This is a genomic window from Streptomyces sp. L2, from assembly GCF_004124325.1.
GTDB lineage: Bacteria > Actinomycetota > Actinomycetes > Streptomycetales > Streptomycetaceae > Streptomyces.
This window is the reverse complement of sequence record NZ_QBDT01000001.1, coordinates 6,753,956-6,772,091: the sequence shown is the minus strand read 5'-3', so window position 1 is coordinate 6,772,091 and position 18,136 is coordinate 6,753,956. Positions and strand designations below refer to the sequence as shown.

The 18,136-nt window shown below is 72.1% G+C and carries 20 protein-coding genes; 8 read left to right on the top strand and 12 right to left on the bottom strand.

Translation table 11 applies throughout. The features are described from left to right. Positions 1–20: 20 nt before the first annotated feature. The gene (locus DBP14_RS30405) at positions 21–755 is read right to left on the bottom strand and encodes an SDR family oxidoreductase (RefSeq protein WP_129310541.1); all 735 of its coding nucleotides are present in this window, start codon (positions 753–755) and stop codon (positions 21–23) included. A gap of 192 nt (positions 756–947) precedes the next feature. On the opposite strand from DBP14_RS30405, the gene DBP14_RS30400 reads away from it, so the two are divergent. Further along, positions 948–3,002, top strand: a complete 2,055-nt coding sequence (locus DBP14_RS30400; protein WP_206739383.1) for a restriction endonuclease — start codon at positions 948–950, stop codon at positions 3,000–3,002. Positions 3,003–3,032: 30 nt separating this feature from the next. Here the strand turns inward: DBP14_RS30400 and DBP14_RS30395 are convergent, their stop codons facing one another. Then, positions 3,033–3,644 carry a DUF4291 domain-containing protein gene (locus DBP14_RS30395; RefSeq protein ID WP_241741070.1) on the bottom strand — a complete coding sequence of 204 codons (612 nt, stop codon included), beginning with the start codon at positions 3,642–3,644 and terminating at the stop codon, positions 3,033–3,035. 92 nt (positions 3,645–3,736) lie between these two features. Between DBP14_RS30395 and DBP14_RS30390 the strand changes: the two genes are divergently transcribed. Both DBP14_RS30390 and lnt read left to right on the top strand, forming a co-directional pair. Beyond that, the gene (locus DBP14_RS30390) at positions 3,737–4,222 is read left to right on the top strand and encodes a nuclear transport factor 2 family protein (protein WP_129310537.1); all 486 of its coding nucleotides are present in this window, start codon (positions 3,737–3,739) and stop codon (positions 4,220–4,222) included. 75 nt (positions 4,223–4,297) lie between these two features. Further along, positions 4,298–5,872 (top strand): apolipoprotein N-acyltransferase, encoded by a 1,575-nt coding sequence (gene lnt, locus DBP14_RS30385; protein WP_129310535.1) that lies wholly within the window; start codon positions 4,298–4,300, stop codon positions 5,870–5,872. Here the strand turns inward: lnt and DBP14_RS30380 are convergent. After that, complete coding sequence (locus tag DBP14_RS30380; protein WP_129310534.1) at positions 5,790–6,701, bottom strand: Gfo/Idh/MocA family oxidoreductase; 912 nt, start codon at positions 6,699–6,701, stop codon at positions 5,790–5,792. The two genes, lnt and DBP14_RS30380, sit on opposite strands and share 83 nt — an antisense overlap. 121 nt (positions 6,702–6,822) lie before the next feature. Here DBP14_RS30380 and DBP14_RS30375 point away from each other — a divergent pair, with 121 nt between their 5' ends. Together DBP14_RS30375 and DBP14_RS30370 are read left to right on the top strand one after the other, a co-directional pair. Continuing rightward, positions 6,823–7,335: a DinB family protein gene (locus tag DBP14_RS30375; RefSeq protein WP_129310532.1), complete on the top strand. Its 513-nt coding sequence runs from the start codon at positions 6,823–6,825 to the stop codon at positions 7,333–7,335. Between the two features lie 124 nt (positions 7,336–7,459). Then, entirely contained in the window at positions 7,460–7,921 is a 462-nt protein-coding gene (locus DBP14_RS30370; protein WP_129310530.1) for a hypothetical protein, read from the top strand. Positions 7,922–7,973: 52 nt separating this feature from the next. On the opposite strand, the gene DBP14_RS30365 is transcribed toward DBP14_RS30370, so the two are convergent. The 7 genes from DBP14_RS30365 to DBP14_RS30335 form a co-directional block, all read right to left on the bottom strand. Then, a complete protein-coding gene (locus DBP14_RS30365; protein ID WP_129310528.1) occupies positions 7,974–8,495 on the bottom strand; it encodes a tetratricopeptide repeat protein in 522 nt (173 codons plus the stop codon). Between the two features lie 171 nt (positions 8,496–8,666). Then, on the bottom strand, positions 8,667–9,350 hold the full coding sequence (ung, locus tag DBP14_RS30360; protein ID WP_129310526.1) for a uracil-DNA glycosylase: 684 nt from the start codon (positions 9,348–9,350) through the stop codon (positions 8,667–8,669). Between the two features lie 106 nt (positions 9,351–9,456). Then, a complete protein-coding gene (locus DBP14_RS30355; RefSeq protein ID WP_129310524.1) occupies positions 9,457–11,031 on the bottom strand; it encodes an ABC transporter substrate-binding protein in 1,575 nt (524 codons plus the stop codon). Positions 11,032–11,219: 188 nt separating this feature from the next. Then, a complete protein-coding gene (locus DBP14_RS30350; RefSeq protein ID WP_129310522.1) occupies positions 11,220–11,978 on the bottom strand; it encodes an SDR family oxidoreductase in 759 nt (252 codons plus the stop codon). 13 nt (positions 11,979–11,991) lie between these two features. Continuing rightward, a complete protein-coding gene (gene fabG / locus DBP14_RS30345) occupies positions 11,992–12,753 on the bottom strand; it encodes a 3-oxoacyl-ACP reductase FabG (protein WP_129310520.1) in 762 nt (253 codons plus the stop codon). A 146-nt stretch (positions 12,754–12,899) separates the two neighbouring features. After that, the gene (locus DBP14_RS30340) at positions 12,900–13,349 is read right to left on the bottom strand and encodes a DUF3037 domain-containing protein (protein ID WP_129310518.1); all 450 of its coding nucleotides are present in this window, start codon (positions 13,347–13,349) and stop codon (positions 12,900–12,902) included. Continuing rightward, on the bottom strand, positions 13,346–14,110 hold the full coding sequence (locus DBP14_RS30335) for a HipA family kinase (RefSeq protein WP_129310516.1): 765 nt from the start codon (positions 14,108–14,110) through the stop codon (positions 13,346–13,348). The genes DBP14_RS30340 and DBP14_RS30335 overlap by 4 nt, the downstream gene beginning before the upstream one ends. Positions 14,111–14,224: 114 nt before the next feature. Between DBP14_RS30335 and DBP14_RS30330 the strand changes: the two genes are divergently transcribed. Continuing rightward, positions 14,225–14,728 (top strand): Rieske (2Fe-2S) protein, encoded by a 504-nt coding sequence (locus DBP14_RS30330; protein ID WP_129310514.1) that lies wholly within the window; start codon positions 14,225–14,227, stop codon positions 14,726–14,728. A gap of 4 nt (positions 14,729–14,732) precedes the next feature. Here DBP14_RS30330 and DBP14_RS30325 read toward each other — a convergent pair whose 3' ends face one another. Continuing rightward, positions 14,733–15,371: a cysteine hydrolase gene (locus DBP14_RS30325; protein ID WP_129310512.1), complete on the bottom strand. Its 639-nt coding sequence runs from the start codon at positions 15,369–15,371 to the stop codon at positions 14,733–14,735. Between the two features lie 214 nt (positions 15,372–15,585). Here DBP14_RS30325 and DBP14_RS30320 point away from each other — a divergent pair, with 214 nt between their 5' ends. After that, complete coding sequence (locus tag DBP14_RS30320) at positions 15,586–16,056, top strand: pyridoxamine 5'-phosphate oxidase family protein (RefSeq protein WP_129310510.1); 471 nt, start codon at positions 15,586–15,588, stop codon at positions 16,054–16,056. Positions 16,057–16,090: 34 nt separating this feature from the next. Here DBP14_RS30320 and DBP14_RS30315 read toward each other — a convergent pair whose 3' ends face one another. Next, the gene (locus DBP14_RS30315) at positions 16,091–16,993 is read right to left on the bottom strand and encodes a LysR family transcriptional regulator (RefSeq protein ID WP_129310508.1); all 903 of its coding nucleotides are present in this window, start codon (positions 16,991–16,993) and stop codon (positions 16,091–16,093) included. A gap of 74 nt (positions 16,994–17,067) precedes the next feature. Between DBP14_RS30315 and DBP14_RS30310 the strand changes: the two genes are divergently transcribed. Next, positions 17,068–18,006 carry a DMT family transporter gene (locus DBP14_RS30310; protein WP_206739382.1) on the top strand — a complete coding sequence of 313 codons (939 nt, stop codon included), beginning with the start codon at positions 17,068–17,070 and terminating at the stop codon, positions 18,004–18,006. Positions 18,007–18,136 lie beyond the last annotated feature (130 nt).

Here is an 18,136-nt window from a genome sequence, read left to right as displayed (position 1 = left end):
GCGGGCCCGGGTGCGCGTGCTCAGCGCCCGCCGGCCACCCGCAGCACCGCCCCCGTGGTGTACGACGCCTCTGGTGACAGCAGCCAGGCGATGGCCGCCGCGATCTCCTCGGCCCGCCCTGGGCGGCGCAGCGGAACGGCCGCGGCCATCCGGTGGGCGCGGTCCGGGTCGCCCATCTCCGCGTGCATCTCGGTGTCGACGACGCCCGGAGCGACCGCGTTGACCCGTACGCCGTCCGGGCCCAGCTCCTTGGCGAGGCCCACGGTCAGGGCGTCGACGGCGGCCTTGGTGGCCGCGTAGTGGACGTACTCGCCGGGGCTGCCAAGGGTCGCCGCACCGGACGACACGTTGACGATCGCCCCGCCCTCGGTCATCGACCGCGCGGCCCGGCGTGAACACAGCAGCGTGCCCATCAGGTTGACGTCCACGACCCGGCGCAGCACGTCGGTGGAGGTGTCCGCCAGCCGCCCGAGCGGTCCGGTCACGGCCGCGTTGTTGACCAGCCCGGTCACCGGGCCGAGTCGCGTCTCGGCCACCTCGAACAGTCGCTCCACATCCGCCTCGACGGAGGTGTCGCCGTGGACGGTCTCACAGCGGGCGCCCGCCTCGCGCACCTGCCGGGCCACCGACTCCGCGGCCTCGGCGGCACGGACGTATCCGAGGACGAGGTCGTGCCCGTCCGCGGCGAGCCGCCGGCAGGTCGCCGCGCCGATCCCCCGGCTGCCGCCCGTGACGACGGTGACGGGACGTGTCATCTCTCCTCCTTGCTCCGGGAACCGCGCGCCCAAGATCGAGAGCCTACCCCTGGGGGCGAGTGGATGCCGGGGACAGAGATTGCTGGGTAGAGTCGGTCTGTTGGGCCTGGTTGTGGGGACAACCAAGGGGTGATCAAGGCGACGGCCACCGCGCCTTTCGGCTGCCGGCGTCCTGGGGAGGGCCTGGAACACATGAGTCGTCGCTCGTCCGGTCTCGTCGGTGTCTGGGCCGAGATGCAACGGCAGCAGCAGCGCCAGATCGAGGCCGAAGCCCGGCGACGAAGGCAGCAGGAACAGCAAGCGCGTGCTCACCAGCGGCAAGCCGCCCAGAGCCACCGCGACTACCGGCAGGCCGAGGCGCGGCGCCGCACGGAGGAACTGGAGGCGCGGGTCGCCACGCTGCAGGGGCTCCTCGCCTCGGGGTGCCGAGCGCCGGCCTTCCGGGCCTCCGCCCTCATGCGGCCCGAGCAGCTCCAGCCGTTCGCCCCGGGGCCGTTGGCGCAGCCGGTGCCCATGCCGGACTTCCAGCGCTACCAGACCCAAAGCGGCTGGAGCGTGGGCCGCCGGGCCCAGGCCGAGGCGCGGGCCCGGTTCGAACGGGACTGGCAGGACGCTCAGGCCGCGGAAGCCCACCGCCAGCGGCAACTGGCGTCGTACCAGCGGGAGTACCAGCAGTGGGCGGACGCCCAGCTCGCCGACGTGCGGCGGCACAACGCCGGTATCGTCGCGATCACCGACGGCGTGCGGCGCCGGGACCCCGATTCCGTGGTCGAGTACTTCTCCGCCGCCCTCTACGCGTCGACGGCGTGGCCGGATGGCTTCCCGCGCCGGGTGGCGGCGGCCTACGACGCGCCCGCGCGACAGCTCGTCCTGGACTGGGAGCTGCCCGCGTACGACGTCGTCCCCGAGGTGAAGTCCGTTCGCTACATGCCGGGGCTGGACCAGGACAAGGAGACCGCTCGGCCCGTCGGCCAGCGCCGGGCGCTGTACCGGGGGGTGCTCGCCCAGTGCGTGCTCCTCGTGCTGCACGAACTCTTCGCCGCCGACGACGCGGGTGCGCTGGAGTCGGTGACCCTGAACGGCTTCGTCGACGGTCATGACCCCACGACGGGCCGGCCGGGCCACATCGTCCTGGCCACCGTCATGGTGTCGCGTGCCTCGTTCCGTGACCTGCACCTCGCGCAGGTGGACGCGGCCGGCTGTCTGTCGGACGCGCTGCGGGGGCAGCTCTCGGCCCGTCCCGACCAGCTCACCGCCGTACGGCCGGGCAGACGGCCCGAGGACGTCGGGAACCGCGCCGCGGCCCATGGCGGCGACGAGGAACCGGACCTGTACGACATGGATCCGATCGCGTTCGAGAACCTCGTCGCCGCGCTCTTCGAGGCCATGGGGATGCGGGCGGTGACGACCACGCGCTCCAACGACGGCGGGGTGGACGTGAAGGCGCTGGACCCGGCACCGATCCGTGGCGGCGAGATCGTCGTGCAGGTGAAGCGCTACCGCAACACCGTGCCGCCCACCGCCGTGCGTGACCTGTACGGGACCGTGCAGCACGCCGGCGCCAACAAGGGCGTCCTCGTCACGACGTCCGGTTTCGGCCCCGGCTCGCACACGTTCGCCAACGGCAAGCCGCTGGAACTCGTCTCCGGCCCCGAACTCGTCGACCTGCTGCACCGGCACGGGCTGCGCGGCCGCCTGGGCGAGGGGCGGAGCCACCCCTCGGCACCGCCGTCAGCGCCGGGTCCGGGCGCCCGGCTGCCCACCGACCACAACGTCCTGGGCATGCTGTGGACCGGTGGGGTCGCCCTGGACGTGTGCGCGCTCGTCTGCCACGGCAACCGTGTCCTCAGCGACGACCACTTCGTCTTCTTCAACAACCCGGGGACTCCGGACGGCTCGGTGCACGCGCTGCCCGCCACCGCGCCCGACCGGGCCGCGCTGGGTGTCTCCTTCGACGCGCTGCCCCCGGAGGCCGACCGGTTCGTCCTCGTGGCCGCCGTCGACCCGGAGGTGGATCCGGACGCCGACCTCTCGGGCTTCACCGACGCCCAGATCCGGCTGCTCGACCCGGGCATGACCGAACTGAGCCGGCTCGACGTCTCCGACGGCCGGCCCCACGAGACCGCCCTGGTCCTCGGGTCCTTCCGCCGCAGGCCCAACGGGGACTGGGACTTCGTCCTCGGCGGCAAGGGCTACGCGGGCGGCCTCGCGGAACTCGTGCGGGACTACGGCGTCGAGGTGGAGTAGCCCCACAGGACCGCGCCCGGGACCGGGAGCCTACGCCCGCAGGTGTGCGAGGGCCTCGTCCGGCACCGGGTACGGCCGCTCCTCGGGCAGCAGCCGCGCCGCCCCGTCCAGGTCGCCGGCCCGCACCAGCGCGTGGATCTCCGTGGCCAGCGGGGTCACGTCCTCGATGCCGGTGATCCACTCGTCGGCGTACCGGGCGGTCGCCTCACCGGCGAGACCGAGCTGCAGCGAGCGGTGCGGCAGGGGGTTGTGGTGCAGGTCCCGCTCCGGATCCCACTGGACGCGGGCCGGGGACCGCCGCAGATCACGCTTCCACGCCGCCTCGTCGTCGTGCAGCCCGCGCACGTAGTGCGACAGACAGGCGTGGCGCAGGGCCCACTCGAAGCCCGCGCGGTCGATCTCGACGGCCAGGACGGTCTCCTGCCCCTCCTTGGTGCCCCAGCCGCAGCGGTACATCATCCACAGGAAGGACGGCTTGATCCACGTCATCCGGTCCCGCTTCCAGGAGGACGGGAAGCGGCCGGTGCGGGCCGCCGGGCCGCCGATCTCCGGGCGGTAGGCCTGGTAGACGGTGAGCGTGGACTCGGTGTGGGCGGCCCGGACGCGGAACTTCGGTTCGGTCGCCGCCGGCTGATCGTTCACCTGGACAGGTTCGCGCCCTTTCCCGTGCTCCCACCACCGAATTTCCGGCATGCCCTCTTGGTTCCCCGCCCCCGGTGCCCAACACTGAGCCGATGACGCAGCGCGTGGAGCTCGCTACCGTGATGGACCGGCTGGCCGTGGACGAGGTGGTCACCGAGTACGCGTCGGCCGTCGACGACGGCGACTGGGCGGCGTACCGGGGGCTGTTCACGGCGGACGGCCGGGCCGACTACCGCTCGGCGGGCGGCATTGAGGGCGACGCCGTCCGGATCGCCGGGTGGCTCGCCGAGAACCTGGGGATGTTCCCGATGCGGCAGCACCTCATCGTCAACCGGCGGCTCAGGTTCGGGGTGCTGGAGCACGACACCGGGGACACCGCGCGGGTCCGCGCCGACTACCTCAACCCGATGCGGTTCGCGGCGGCGACCGACGACGGCTCCTCGGCGCCGGACTTCGTCTGCGGCGGCCGGTACGACTTCGGGCTGCTGCGTACCGAGGGCGGGTGGCGGCTGCGCACCGTGGTCGTCGAGGAGAAGTGGCGCCGTCTGCCCGACAGGACCCCCGGCGACCCGGCCTGAGCCGTAGCCACGCCCTCTGTCGTAGATCGCTTTCGGCGCGCACACTGGAGTCAGCCCTGGGTAGGGAGGCTCCGTATGAGGGTGTTCGAGCGCTGGTCGGCGTCCCCGTGGCGGCGTTCCGGCGTGGCCGCTCTGGCGGGGGCCCTGCCCGTGTTCGCGTTTCCCGCGCCGTCGTTGTGGTGGTTCGCGTACGTCGCCCTGGTGCCGTGGATCCTGCTGGCCCGCTCGGCGCCGACCGGACGGCGGGCGGCGTACGACGGCTGGTGCGGCGGCTTCGGGTTCCTGGTGGCCGTGCACCACTGGCTGCTGCCCAGCCTGCACGTGTTCATCTTCCTGATAGCGGCCCTGCTCGGCGCGCTCTGGGCGCCCTGGGGCTGGCTGATCCGACGCTTCCTCGGCGGGGTGCCGTCGCCCGGGCGGGGCGCGGCCGCGCTGCTGGTGCTGCCCTCGGTGTGGCTGGTGGTGGAGCTGGTCCGCTCCTGGCAGGGCCTCGGCGGGCCGTGGGGCATGCTCGGCTCCAGCCAGTGGCAGGTGGGCCCGGCGCTGCGGCTGGCGTCGGTGGGCGGGGTGTGGCTGCTCAGTTTCCTGGTGGTGGCGGTCAACGTGGCGGCGGCGGTGCTGGTCTCGGTGCGCGAGGCCCGGGTGCCGGCGCTGGCCTCCCTGGTCGCCACGGCGGCCGCGACCTCGGCGGCCTGGGCGTGGGCACCGCGCCCGGACGTGGACGGGCGGGTCCGGATCGCCATCGTGCAGCCGGGCATCGTGGGCGGACAGGACAGCGGTGAGAAGCGCTTCGACCGCGAGGAGCAGCTCACGCGGCGGCTCGCCGCTCAGCACGTCGACCTGATCGTGTGGGGCGAGTCCAGCGTCGGTTTCGACCTGGGCGACCGGCCCGACCTGGCCCGGCGGATCTCCGCGCTGTCCCGGCGAACCGGCGCCGACATCCTGGTCAACGTGGACGCCCGGCGCTCCGACCGGCCCGGCATCTACAAGAGTTCGATCCTGGTCGGCCCGAACGGCCTCACCGGCGACCGGTACGACAAGATGCGGCTCATCCCGTTCGGCGAGTACATCCCGGCCCGCTCGCTGCTCGGCTGGGCCACTTCGGTCGGCAAGGCGGCCGGCGAGGACCGCAGGCGCGGCACCGAGCAGGTCGTGATGGACGTCGGGCACGGGCTGCGCGTCGGCCCGCTCGTGTGCTTCGAGACCGCGTTCCCCGACATGAGCCGGCATCTCGCCGAGGACGGTGCCGACGTGCTGCTCGGCCAGTCCTCCACGTCGTCGTTCCAGGGCAGCTGGGCCCCGGAGCAGCATGCCTCGCTGGCCGCGCTGCGCGCCGCCGAGACGGGCCGTCCGATGGTGCACGCCACCCTCACCGGTGTCTCCGCCGTCTACGGCCCGGACGGGCAGCGTCTCGGCCCGTGGCTCGGCACGGACGCGTCCACCGCGCGCGTGTACGATGTACCGCTCGCGCACGGCGTCACCCCGTACGTCCGCTACGGCGACTGGCCGGTGCACGGCGCCCTGCTGGTGCTGGCCGCGCTGTGCGCCACCGAGGGGATGCGGGCCCTCAGGCTGCGGAGGACGGGGGCCGCACCGCTCGTACGACCCGCTCGCACAGTTCGTGAGTCGCCAGCGCGTCCCGGGCGCTGAGCACCTTGCCGGCGCGGACGGCGTCGAGGAAGCCGAGGACGGCCTGCTCGATGCCGCGCTGGCGGGCCACCGGCACCCAGTCGCCGCGCCGCCGCAGCGTCGGCTGCCCCTTGTGGTCGACGACCTCGGCGAGGTTGAGCACCTGGCGCTTGGTGTCCTGACCGGAGACCTCCAGGATCTCTTCCGTGGAGCCGCTGAGCCGGTTCATCACGCCGAGCGCGGTGAAGCCGTCCCCGGCGAGCTGGAGCACGACGTGGTGCAGCAGGCCGCCCTCGGTGCGGGCGCGCACGGTGACGTCGTCGACCGGGCCGGGCACCAGGAACCGCAGGGTGTCGACGACGTGGATGAAGTCGTCCAGGATCATCGAGCGGGGCTCCTCGGGCAGCCCCACCCGGTTCTTCTGCATGATGATCAGCTCACGCGGATGCTCCAGGCACTGCGCGTAACCTGGGGCGTACCGCCGGTTGAAGCCGACGAGGAGCGAGACGCCGCGCTGCTCGGCGAGGTCCACCAGGCGCTCGGAGTCGGTCAGTTCGTAGGCGAGTGGCTTGTCCACGTAGGTGGGTACGCCCGCCTCCAGGAGCCGGGTGACGATCTGCGGGTGGACCGCGGTCGGCGCGTGCACGAAGGCGGCGTCGAGGCCCTGCGCGAGCAGGGAGTCCAGGGTGGTGTGCCGCTGTCCCCCGGGCAGGTGGAGGGTGTCGGCGACGCGGGCGAGCGTGGCGGGCGTGCGGGTCTGGAGGTGCAGTTCGACCCCCGCCTGGCTCGCCAGCACCGGCAGGTACGCCTTCTGCGCGATGTCCCCGAGTCCGATGCAGCCGACCTTCACGTGCTTCTCCCCTACCGGGTTGCCTGCGGGTTCCCTGCGGGAAGCATACGGGGACCGCGGGCCGGCGCTCCCCCGGCGAAAACGCGTGGTGGGTGCCGGTGGGTTGGGAAATGATGCAGGCATGACCATCGAACGGGAAGAGCCCGCCCTCGACGCGGGCGAGCGCGCCATGCTGGACGGCTGGCTGGACTACCACCGCCGGACCCTCGCCTGGAAGTGCGACGGGCTGACCGACGCGCAACTGCGCACCGCGGCCGTCGAACCCTCCGCCATGTCGCTGATGGGCCTGGTCCGGCACATGGCGGAGGTGGAGCGGTACTGGTTCCACGAGGTGCTGCTGGGCGTGGAACCGGGCGAGCTGTACTGCACGGAGGAGGACCGCGACGGCGACTTCCACGTCACCGAGGCGGACACCTGGAAGGAGGCCCACGCCACCTGGCAGGAGCAGATCGCGACCGCCCGCCGGCATACCGACGGTCTCACGCTCGACGACTTCTCCAAGGGGCTGAGCCACAACTCCCGGCAGGCGTTCAGCCTCCGCTGGATCTACACCCACATGATCGAGGAGTACGCCCGGCACAACGGCCATGCCGACCTCATCCGGGAGCGGATCGACGGCGCCACCGGAGACTGAGGAGCGGCAGACGTCACCGTCGGCACGCCGGTTCCCCTCGTACGGGGTACGAGATCACCCGTACGGGGGCAGCAACCTCCGGTCTTCGGTGCGGAGTCGGGGGCCGAGCCAGCACAGTGGCGCGGTGCATCGAACGACGACGACCGCAGCGCTCCTGGTCACCGTGGCCGTCTCGGCCCTCTCCGGCTGTGTGACGGTCCAGCGCCCGGCGGCCCCGGCAGCCGCGCCGGACTCGGCGCCCGTACAGCCGTCGGCGCCCCGGCCGGACGGCAGCACCGAGCCGCGCGTGGTGCAGGCACCCGCCCAGGAGGCACTGGAGATGGTCGGCCCGCACCGGGAACAGCACGCGTCCGGGCACCGGGCAGCGCCCGGCCCCCCGGCCGCGCACCGTCCGCCGGCCGCGCCCGCGCCTCCCCGGCCGCGTCCGGAGCACCCCGAGCACTCGGGGCATGCTCGGGTCGACCTGCCGCGCCTCTCCCACTCCGTTCCCGCGGGCCCGGACGTGTGCGCGCTCGGCAAGAAGTACGGCGGCTGGCACCAGGACAGTCCCGAGGCGGTGATCTGCAAGCAGGCGTACGGCCGCTGAGGGTGTCCGTCGGCCGGTGTCAGCCGGGCCGGCGGACACCGGCCGGAGTGCATCAGCTGGGGCGGCGCGGCCGGCCCCAGGACTCGCCGCCGGGCGGTCCGTCGTCGTCCAGCCTCAGTTCGAGCCGGCTGATGGCCGCGCGGACGCCGTCGCCGTGGCCGTAGTCGTCGTCGGTGAGGGCGCCGGCCGCGCGGCGGGCCCGGTTCAGGTGCGCGCGGGCGGCCTCGGAGCGGCCCAGCTTGAGGTAGTCGGCGGCCAGGTTGAGGTGCAGCGACGGGTAGAAGCCGCGCAGCTCCGAGGGGCCGGCGGTGGAGCGGCCGTCCGCCAGTTCCTCGGCTGCGGACAGGGCCCGCAGGTCCCAGGCGAGTTCGTCGGCGGGGTCGTCCTGGGTGTCGGCGAGGTAGTGGGCCAGGGTGCAGCGGTGCAGGGGGTCGCCGTGTTCGCCGAGTTCGGCCCACAGCCGCAGGAAGCGGCTGCGGGCCTCTTCGCGGTCGCCGCCGTGATGCAGCATCACGACCTGACCGATCCGGGTCGGCACGGTGTCCGGCGCCGTCCGCTCCTGTCGCTCCGCCACGGGGCCCTCCGGGCTGTTGGCCGTTGTGTCGTGGCCGAGGCTAGATGGCTCCGCCGGGAAACGGGGGCAGGCAGCGCCGTTGTGCGATGGCCGGTGGCCGACTGCGGGCCGGTGGGGGCTGGTCGCGCAGTTCCCCGCGCCCCTTCGGGGCGCTGCACCTCGGGGCGCCTTTCAGCCCAGGTTCGGGATGCGCCAATCGATGGGGGTGTGGCCCTGGTGGGCGATGGCCTCGTTGATCTGGGTGAAGGGGCGGGAGCCGAAGAATTTTTTGGCGGAGAGGGGGGAGGGGTGGGCGCCCTTGACCACGGTGTGCCGGGTCTCGTCGATCAGCGGGAGCTTCTTCTGGGCGTAGTTGCCCCACAAAACGAAGACCGCCGGGTCGGGGCGTGAGACGACCGCGCGGATCACCGCGTCGGTGAACTTCTCCCAGCCGCGGGCCTTGTGCGAGTTGGCCTCGCCGGCCCGCACCGTGAGCACCGCGTTGAGCAGCAGGACGCCCTGCTCGGCCCACGGCATCAGGTAGCCGTTGTCCGGAACCTCCAGGCCCAGCTCCTCACGCATCTCCTTGTAGATGTTCCGCAGGGAGGGCGGCGTCTTCACTCCGGGCCGGACGGAGAAGCACAGGCCGTGGCCCTGGCCCTCGCCGTGGTACGGGTCCTGGCCGAGGACGAGGACCTTGACCTTGTCGTACGGCGTCGCCTCCAGCGCGGCGAAGACCTCCTCGCGCGGCGGATAGACGGGGCCCTTCGCCCGCTCCTCCTCGACGAACTCGGTCAGCTCCTTGAAGTAGGGCTGCTGCAGCTCGTCACCCAGAACCCCGCGCCAGGACTCGGGCAGCATGGCGATGTCGGTCACGTCAACGTCCTCACGGTGTCAATCAACCACGGTGTGCGGTCACTTCCAGGCTTCAGAACCTACAGGCGACCACTGACAACCGGTGCCGCGAGGGCGCTTCGCCGGGTCACCAGCTGGTCTTGCGGTGGAGCATCCACATCTCCATGATCGTCGACGGGTCGAGGGCCTGCTCGCCGCCCGAGATGTCGTCGCTGGCGGCCACGTACTGCCGGCCCTGCCACAGCGGGATCAACCGGGCGTCGTTGACCAGGATCTGCTGCGCCTGCTCCAGGTCCTTGACCACCTGGCCGCGGTCGCTCTCGCGGCGGGAGTGCGGCAGCAGCTTGTTGGTGATCTCCGGCGCCGGGTACGGCGTGCCGAGGGCGTTCTGCTGCCCCACGAACGGGGCGATGAAGTTGTCGGCGTCGGGGAAGTCCGGGAACCAGCCGCGGCCGAACACCGGGTACTCGCCCTTCTGGTAGCCGACCACGTAGCTCTTCCAGGGGCGGCTCTGGAGCGTGATCGTGAACAGCCCGGAGTCGTCCAGCTGCCGCTTGAGCTCCTTGAACATCAGGCCGGTCTCGGAGCCGTAGCGGTCGGTGGTGTACCAGAAGGTGAGCGGGACCTTCTGGGTGATGCCCGCGTCCTTGAGGATCGACCGGGCCTTGGAGACGCTCGGGTAGCCGTAGTCGTCGAAGAAGCCGGTGGTGTGACCGGTCAGGCCCTTGGGGACCATGGAGTACAGCGGGTCGACGGTGTCCTTGTAGACCTTGTGCGCGATCGCCCCGCGGTCGATGACCTGGGCGACGGCCTTGCGGACGGCCGGCTGTTTGGCCCAGGAGTCCTTGGGGTTGAAGACCAGGTAGCTGATGTCGATGCCGGCGCCGTCGACCAGTTGCAGGTCGCTGTTGCCGTGCTTCTGCAGGGCGATGATGTCGTCGGCGGCCAGGCCCCGGTAGGTCACGTCGATCTGCTTGTCACGCAGTGCCTTGACCATCTCGGAGGAGTCCTGGAAGTAGCGGATGGTCACCGCGTCGTTCTGCCGCTTGGCGAAGCCCTTGTAGTTGTCGTTGCGGACGAGGACGGCCTCCTTGCCCTCGTCGTACGACTTGAGCTGGTACGGGCCGGAGCCGTAGACCTTGTCGTCCTTGCGCAGGGAGTTCGCGGGGTAGTCGTCGGGGTCGACGATCGACATGGCGGGGGTGGCCAGCACGAACGGGAAGGTCGCGTCGGGCTTGTTGAGGTGGAAGACCACCTCGCGGTCACCCTTGGTGTCGACGCTGTCCAGGCTGCCGAGCAGCCCGGCCGGACCGCTGGGGGCGTTGATGGTGCGGATGCGGTCGATGGAGTGCTGGACGGCCTTGGCGTCCAGCGCGTCGCCGTCGGCGAACTTCATGCCGGCGCGCAGCGTGCAGCGGTAGGTGCGGCTGCTGTTGTCCGTGAAGGAGCAGCTCTCGGCGGCGTCGGGCTGCGGGGTGGTCGCACCGCTGGGGTAGGCGAGGAGGGTCTGGTAGATGTTGCGGAACAGCTCCCACGAGCCGTCCCAGGAGGCCGCGGGGTCCAGCGTGCTCGGGGCGCTGGTGGTGCCCACGACGATCGTGCCCTCGCTGTCGGAGCCGTTCGACAGCAGACCGCATCCGGCCACCAGGGATATGGACGCGATCGCCGCGACTCTCCGCAGGAATCGGTTCCGGTTGAACACGCGCACGCTCCTCGATCTGCCATACCAAGGGTCGGCAGACCATACCGCAGCGCCCCGTGCCGTGAACCACCCCTGGAACAGGGGTTCTTGATCGATTTCGCGATGACTACGTTGTCATCCGGACGTCCCGATCTTGTACGGCGTTCCGGGCGCCGCTCATGGCAGGCGCGGCGCCCGGAACGTGGTGATCACACGCCGGCGTTGAGGAAGAGGCCGCCGTCCACGACGAGCGTCTGACCGGTGACCCAGGCGGACTGCTCGGAGGTGAGGAAGGCGGCGGCTCCGCCGATGTCGGAGGGCACGCCGAGCCGGCCGAGCGGGTAGGCGGCGGCCGCCTCGGCCTCCCGGCCCTCGTACAGGGCCTGGGCGAACTTGGTCTTGACGACGGCCGGGGCGATGGCGTTGACCCGTACCTTCGGCGCGAACTCGTGCGCCAACTGCTGGGTGAGGTTGATCATCGCCGCCTTGCTGATGCCGTAGGCGCCGATGAAGGGTGAGGGCGCGAGGCCCGCGATGGAGGCGATGTTGACGATGGCGCCGCCGTTGTCCTTCTGCCAGGCGTGCCAGGTCTTCTGGGCGAGGCCGAGCGCCGAGACGACGTTGGTCTCGAACACCTTGCGGGCGACGTTCAGGTCGAGGTCGGCGATCGGCCCGAACACCGGGTTGGTGCCGGCGTTGTTGACCAGGAAGTCGACGCGGCCGAAGGCCTCCATGGTGCGGGCGACGGCCTCGCTCTGGTGGTCGAGGTCGTGGGCCTTGCCGGCGACGCCGATGACCCGGTCGGAGCCGAGCGTCTCGACGGCCTCCTTCAGGGCGTCCTCGTTGCGGCCGGTGATGCACACGCGGTCGCCGCGGGCGACCAGGGCCTCGGCGATGCCGTAGCCGATGCCGCGGCTGGCGCCGGTGACGAGCGCGGCGCGTCCCGAGAGCTCGGGGAGTTCAGTCATGATCCGTCATCCCCTAGTCGAGCGGTCCGCCGGCGACGTACAGCACCTGGCCGGAGACGAATCCGGCGGCCTCGCCGGTGAAGAAGGCGATGGCGTTCGCGATGTCCTCGGGCTCACCGACGCGCTGCACCGGGATCTGGGTGGCGGCGGCCTTCTTGAAGTCGTCGAAGCCCATGCCGACGCGGTCGGCGGTGGCCTTGGTCATCTCGGTGGCGATGAAGCCGGGGGCGACGGCGTTGGCGGTGATGCCGAACTTGCCCAGCTCGATCGCGAGGGTCTTGGTGAAGCCCTGGAGTCCGGCCTTGGCGGCCGAGTAGTTGACCTGGCCGCGGTTGCCGAGCGCCGAGGACGAGGACAGGTTGACGACGCGGCCGAAGCCGGCGTCGACCATGTGCTTCTGGACGGCCTTGGTCATCAGGAAGGAGCCGCGCAGGTGCACGCTCATGACGGTGTCCCAGTCGGAGACGCTCATCTTGAACAGCAGGTTGTCGCGGAGCACGCCGGCGTTGTTGACGAGGATGGTCGGAGCGCCCAGCTCGTCGGCGACGCGCGCCACGGCCGCGGCGACCTGCGCCTCGTCGGAGACGTCGGCGCCGACCGCGATGGCCTTGCCGCCGGCCGCGGTGATCTTCTCGACCGTGTCCTTGCAGGCGGCCTCGTCGAGGTCGATCACGGCGACCGCGCGCCCCCCGGCGGCCAGTCGTACGGCGGTGGCGGCGCCGATGCCGCGCGCCGCGCCGGTGACGATCGCGACCCGCTGTTCAGTGGTGGACATTGCTGCTTCTCCTCGCCCTTGAGAGAACCTGTCAGGCCCCGGCGGGACCTTCGTCATGCGGTGAGCGACCGCTTAGTACCTTCTCCGCACGTGACGCTAGAAGCCTTGGCACCCGGTGTCAACGGCACACGTGGCGGTGTGATCCATTACCTCACCAGGAGGTCCAGCAGGCGCTCGGCCTCGGCGGCCGGATCGACGGTCAGCCCGGTGTGCACCGGCCCCGGCCGCAGGACCGTGGAACGCGGCGCGATCAGCCAGCGGAAGCGCCGCCCGGCGTCGTCGCGGGCCGCCTGCCCCGCCCCGTCCCCGCCCTCGCACACGCGCTCGACGGCGCCGAGCGCGGCCCGCACCCCGGCCACATCGGCCCGCGGGTCGAGCGCGAGCAGCCGGGCCTCGTCGAGGTGGGTGCGGGCGCCGACGTAGGCGTGGGCGCGGCAGTAGACGAGCACGCCCGCGTTGATGCACTCCCCCCGCTCGACGCGGGGTACGACCCGCAGCAGCGCGTACTCGAACACGTCCCGGTCGCCACCCTGGCCCGCCCGGGTGATGTGGCGCTCGACGACATGTCCGGCCATGTGGATGTGGTGCTCGCTCACGCGCCCTCCTCGATGCCGGTGATGCGCTCATGGACGACGGCGGCCCGCGCGAGGAGCGGCCGCGCGTAGGCCCGGCGCAGGTCGTCGGGGCCGGTGAAGCCGGGTTCGTCGGCGAGCCAGGCGTCGGGTACCGCGGCGGTGACCTCGGCGAGCAGGTCCTCGGTGACCAGGGGCGCCAGCTCGGCCGCCGCGGCCGCGACGTCGGGTGCGCAGCGGGCGAGGGCGTGGTCCGAGGCGTCGTAGGGGCGGGCCGCGGAGGCGGCGGCGGAGGGCCAGTTGTGGTGCCAGATCATCGTGGCGCCGTGGTCGATGAGCCACAGCTCGCCGCGGTGCACCAGCAGGTTGGGGTTGCGCCAGGAGCGGTCGACGTTGTTGACGAGCGCGTCGAACCAGACGATCCGGCCGGCCTCCGCCGGGTCCACCGGGAAGGCCAGCGGGTCGAAGCCGAGGACGCCGGAGAGGAAGTCCATGCCGAGGTTGGTGCCGCCGCTGGACCTGAGCAGCTCCTGGACCTGCTGTTCGGGCTCGCCGAGTCCGAGGACGGCGTCGAGGTGGAGGGTGACCAGCCGGGGCATCCGGAAGCCGAGCCGGCGGGCGAGTTCGCCGCACACCACCTCGGCGACGAGCGTCTTGCGGCCCTGGCCGGCGCCGGTGAACTTGATGACGTAGGTCCCGAAGTCGTCGGCCTCGACGAGCCCCGGCAGCGAACCGCCCTCACGCAGGGGCGTGATGTAGCGGGTCACGGTGACTTCCTTGAGCATCGCCCCAGGTTACTGGTGTGCGGGCCGCGGATCCGGGGTCCTCGCTGAACGGGTGGTGCCCGTGGCCCGTACCCCTGGGCGGATCACGAGCAAGCTCCGCGAAGGGAAACCGTCATGAGCAGCGCATCGCCCCGTCCCACGCCGGGACCGACCCGCCGTACCGTCGTCGCGGCGGCGGCCGGAGCGGCGGGGCTCGCCGCCGCGCTGACCGCGTGCGGGTCGGGCGCCGACTCGTCGAACAGCGTCACGACGGGCTCGGGCTCGTCCGGGTCCTCCGGCTCGACGGGGTCGTCGGGTTCGACAGGGGCGCAGGCCGATGGCGCGGCCGGGAGCACCTCGCTCGCCAAGACCTCGGACATCCCGGAGGGCGGCGGCAAGATCTTCAAGGACCACGGCGTGGTGGTCACCCAGCCCACTGCGGGCACGTTCAAGGCGTTCTCGTCGAAGTGCACCCATCAGGGCTGCGCGGTGACCACGATCGCCGACGGCGCGATCATCTGCCCCTGCCACAAGAGCCACTTCTCGGTCGAGGACGGCAGTGTGAAACAGGGCCCCGCGACGCAGGCGCTGCCGGCCGAGAAGATCACCGTGTCCGGCGACGAGATCGCGCTGGCCTGAGCCCTCAGGCAGTCCCGCGCGACCGTCCGAGATGGCGGAGCACGTCCTCGGTGCTGGTCACCGTGGCGACCAGCGCGAGGGTGTTGCGGATCATCGCGTCGGTGTAGTCGGCGGGCACGCCCGCGATGGCGTCGGCCGGGACGACGGCGGTGTAGCCGCGGTTGACGGCGTCGAACACGGCGTTGGGGATCGCGACGTTGGCCGAGACGCCGGTGACGATCAGCGTGCGGCAGCCGAGGTTGCGCAGCAGGGCGTCGACCTCGGTGCCCTGGACCGGGGAGAGGCCGTGCAGCCGTCGTACGACGATGTCCTCCCGCGCGACCTCGATGGGCGGTGCGACGCGCACCGCGGCGGTGCCGGTCAGCTGCCGCACGGGCAGCCGTTCGGCGGCGCGGAACAGGCGGGCGTTGCGGCTCGCGCCCCGGCCGTCCGGTCGGCGTTCGGCGACGGCGTGGATCACCTGGACCCCGCTCGCGTGCGCGGCGGCGACCAGCCGGGCCACGTTGCCCACGGCGCTCCGGGCCTCGCGGGCCAGGTCGGGCAGCGCTCCGTCCGGGCCGACCACCCCCTGCTGGCACTCGACGGTGAGCAGGACGGTGCCGGCGGGATCGAGCAGCTCGCCGAGGCGGTCGTACGACGGCATGACGCCCCCTTGTCCGAACGGTCTTGTCCACTCGGGCTTGCCCGCACCGGCCTGTACACGCGGGCTTGTCGACACGATGCGGGCGGCGAGCGTAACCAGCGGGGCGTGCGAGGGGAAGACGCCCCATTCCCTTTTCTGACGTGATGTCAGAGGATCAGCTCCGGTACGGGAGTCAAGGGAAGCCTCTGGCACGACGTGGGAGAAGAGGGACCGCATGACCGTCACCGAACAGCGCCGGGGCCGGAAGATCATGATGACGCCGGGCGAGCTGGACGCGTTTCTCACCGCGCAGCGGACCTGCCGGGTGGCGACCGTCTCGGCGGACGGCGCACCGCACGTCAGCGCGCTGTGGTTCGCCTGGGACGGCGCGTCGCTGTGGCTGTACTCGGTGGTGCGCAGCAGGCGCTGGGCGCAGTTGCGCCGCGACCCGCGGGTGGCGGTCGTGGTCGACTCGGGCGAGGAGTACGACCAGTTGCGCGGCGTCGAGCTGTCCGGGCGGGTGGAGTTCGTGGGCGAGGCCCCGCGCACCGGGGAGCTGTGCGCCGAACTGGACACCGCCGAGACGCTGTTCGCGCGCAAGAACTTCGGCCTGGACGAGATGCCGCACGACGGGCGGCACGCCTGGGTGCGGCTGACGCCGGAGAAGACCGTCTCCTGGGACTTCCGGAAGCTGGGCGCTTCCTGATCTTGCGGCACCTGGCGCCGGAGGCCCGTGGGGCTCAGCCGAACTGCCGGGCCGCCGCCCTGAGGGCGCCGACGGCGGCGCGGATGGAGGGGCGGCGGTCGGCGTCGGCCCGCCAGACGACGTAGACGTGCCGGCGCACGCGCTGGGCGAGCGGGACCATGACGACCCCCGGCGGCACCGGGTCGCGCCCGAGCAGCGGGGCGATGCACACGCCCAGTCCGGCGGCGACCAGGCCGAGCTGGGTGTGGGTCTCACCGGCCCGGTGGCCGACGATCGGCTCGACGCCCTTCGAGCGCAGGGTGAAGATGAGCCACTCGTGGCAGAACTCGCCCTCACCCCAGGTGATCCACTCGTCCTCGGCGAACTCGGCGAGGTCCACCTCCTCCCGGTCCGCGAGCCGGTGCCCCACGGGCAGGGCGACGTCGGCCGGGTCGTCCAGCAGGGGCGCCTTGACCAGGCCGTCGGGCACGGGCATCGGCTTGTTGTACCAGTCGAGGACGACCGCGAGGTCGAGGTCGCCGCGCACGACGCCGGCGATGCCGTTCTCCGGTTCCAGTTCGCTGGAGCGCACCCGCAGCCCCGGGTGTTCGGCGCGGAGCCCGGCGAGCGCGGTGGGGAAGAGGCCGCGGGCGGCGGTGGGGAACGCGGAGAGCCGGAGTTCGCCGACGACCTGTCCGCGGTGCGCCTCCAGGTCGGACTGGGCGAGTTCCACCTGCGAGAGGATGCGGGCCGCGTGCTCGGACAGCAGCCGGCCGGCGTCGGTGAGCCGCACACCGCGCCCGTTCTTGGCAAGGAGCTGCTGGGCGACCTCCCGCTCCAGCTTGCCGAGCTGCTGCGAGACCGCGGAGGTGGTGACGTGCAGCGCTTCGGCGGCGGCGCTGACCGATCCGTGCCGGGCGAGGGCGTCGAGGGTGCGCAGGCGCTCCAGGTTCAACATGTAAGTGATTCTAAGAGGTATTCGGTGGGAAATCTCGATTGTGCTACGAGATTGTTGGCCGCATCGTTGACGTCATGAGCAGCAGCACCGTCACCTCCTCCGCCCCGCCCCGGTCCCCCTCCCCGGCCGTCCCCGGCCCGCGCCTCGACTGGCGTCTCCGCTTCGGCGCGCTGTCGCTGATCTGGGGCTTCAGCTTTCTGTTGATCAAGGTGGGGACGGAGGGTTACGCGCCGTTCCAGGTCACCCTCGGGCGGCTGGTCTTCGGTACGGCGGTGCTGGCGGCGGCGATGGCCGTGAAGCGGGAGCGCCTGCCGCGCGGCGGGCGGACGTGGGCCCACATGGCGGTCGCCGCATTCTTCCTCAACGCCCTGCCGTTCTCCCTCTTCGCCTTCGCCGAGCTGACGATCCCGTCCACGCTGGCCGGCGTCTGCAACGCCACGTCACCGCTGTGGGGCATGATCCTGTCGCTGGTCGCACTGTCCGAGGACCGGCCCACCCGGGTGCGGGTCGCGGGGCTCGGCCTCGGCTTCCTCGGGGTGCTGACGGTGCTCGGCGCCTGGCAGGGTTTCCAGGGCCTGGACGCCACGGGGACGGGGATGGCGCTGCTGGCCTCGCTGAGCTATCCGGTCGGCTGGATCTACGTGCGGCGGACGCTGGCCGGCACCGGGAACTCCCACCTGTCGATGACGGGCGCGCAACTGCTGCTCGCGACGGTCCAGCTCGCCGTGGTGACCCCGCTGTTCACGAGTTTCCCCGCGCACTTCGCCGTGGTGCCGCTGCTGGCCGTCGCCGCGCTCGGCGCGCTGGGCACGGGACTCGCGGTGCTGATCCAGTACGGGCTGGTGGCGGAGGTCGGCCCCACCACGGCTCAGATGGTCACCTACTTCATCCCCGTCATCGCGACGGCCGCGGGAGTGGCGGTGCTCGGGGAGTCACTGCACTGGACCACACCGGTGGGCGCCGTGATCGTCATCGCCGGGGCGGCGCTGACCCAGGTCCGACGGGGCGGCTGACCGGCGTAGGCGGCTGACCGACGAATGATGGCTGGCCGACGAAGGGCGGCGGTCGGCGAACGAGGCTGACCGGCGAACGCGGCTGACCGGCGAATCGTGGCCGACCAGTGAACGGTGGCCGGCCGGCGAA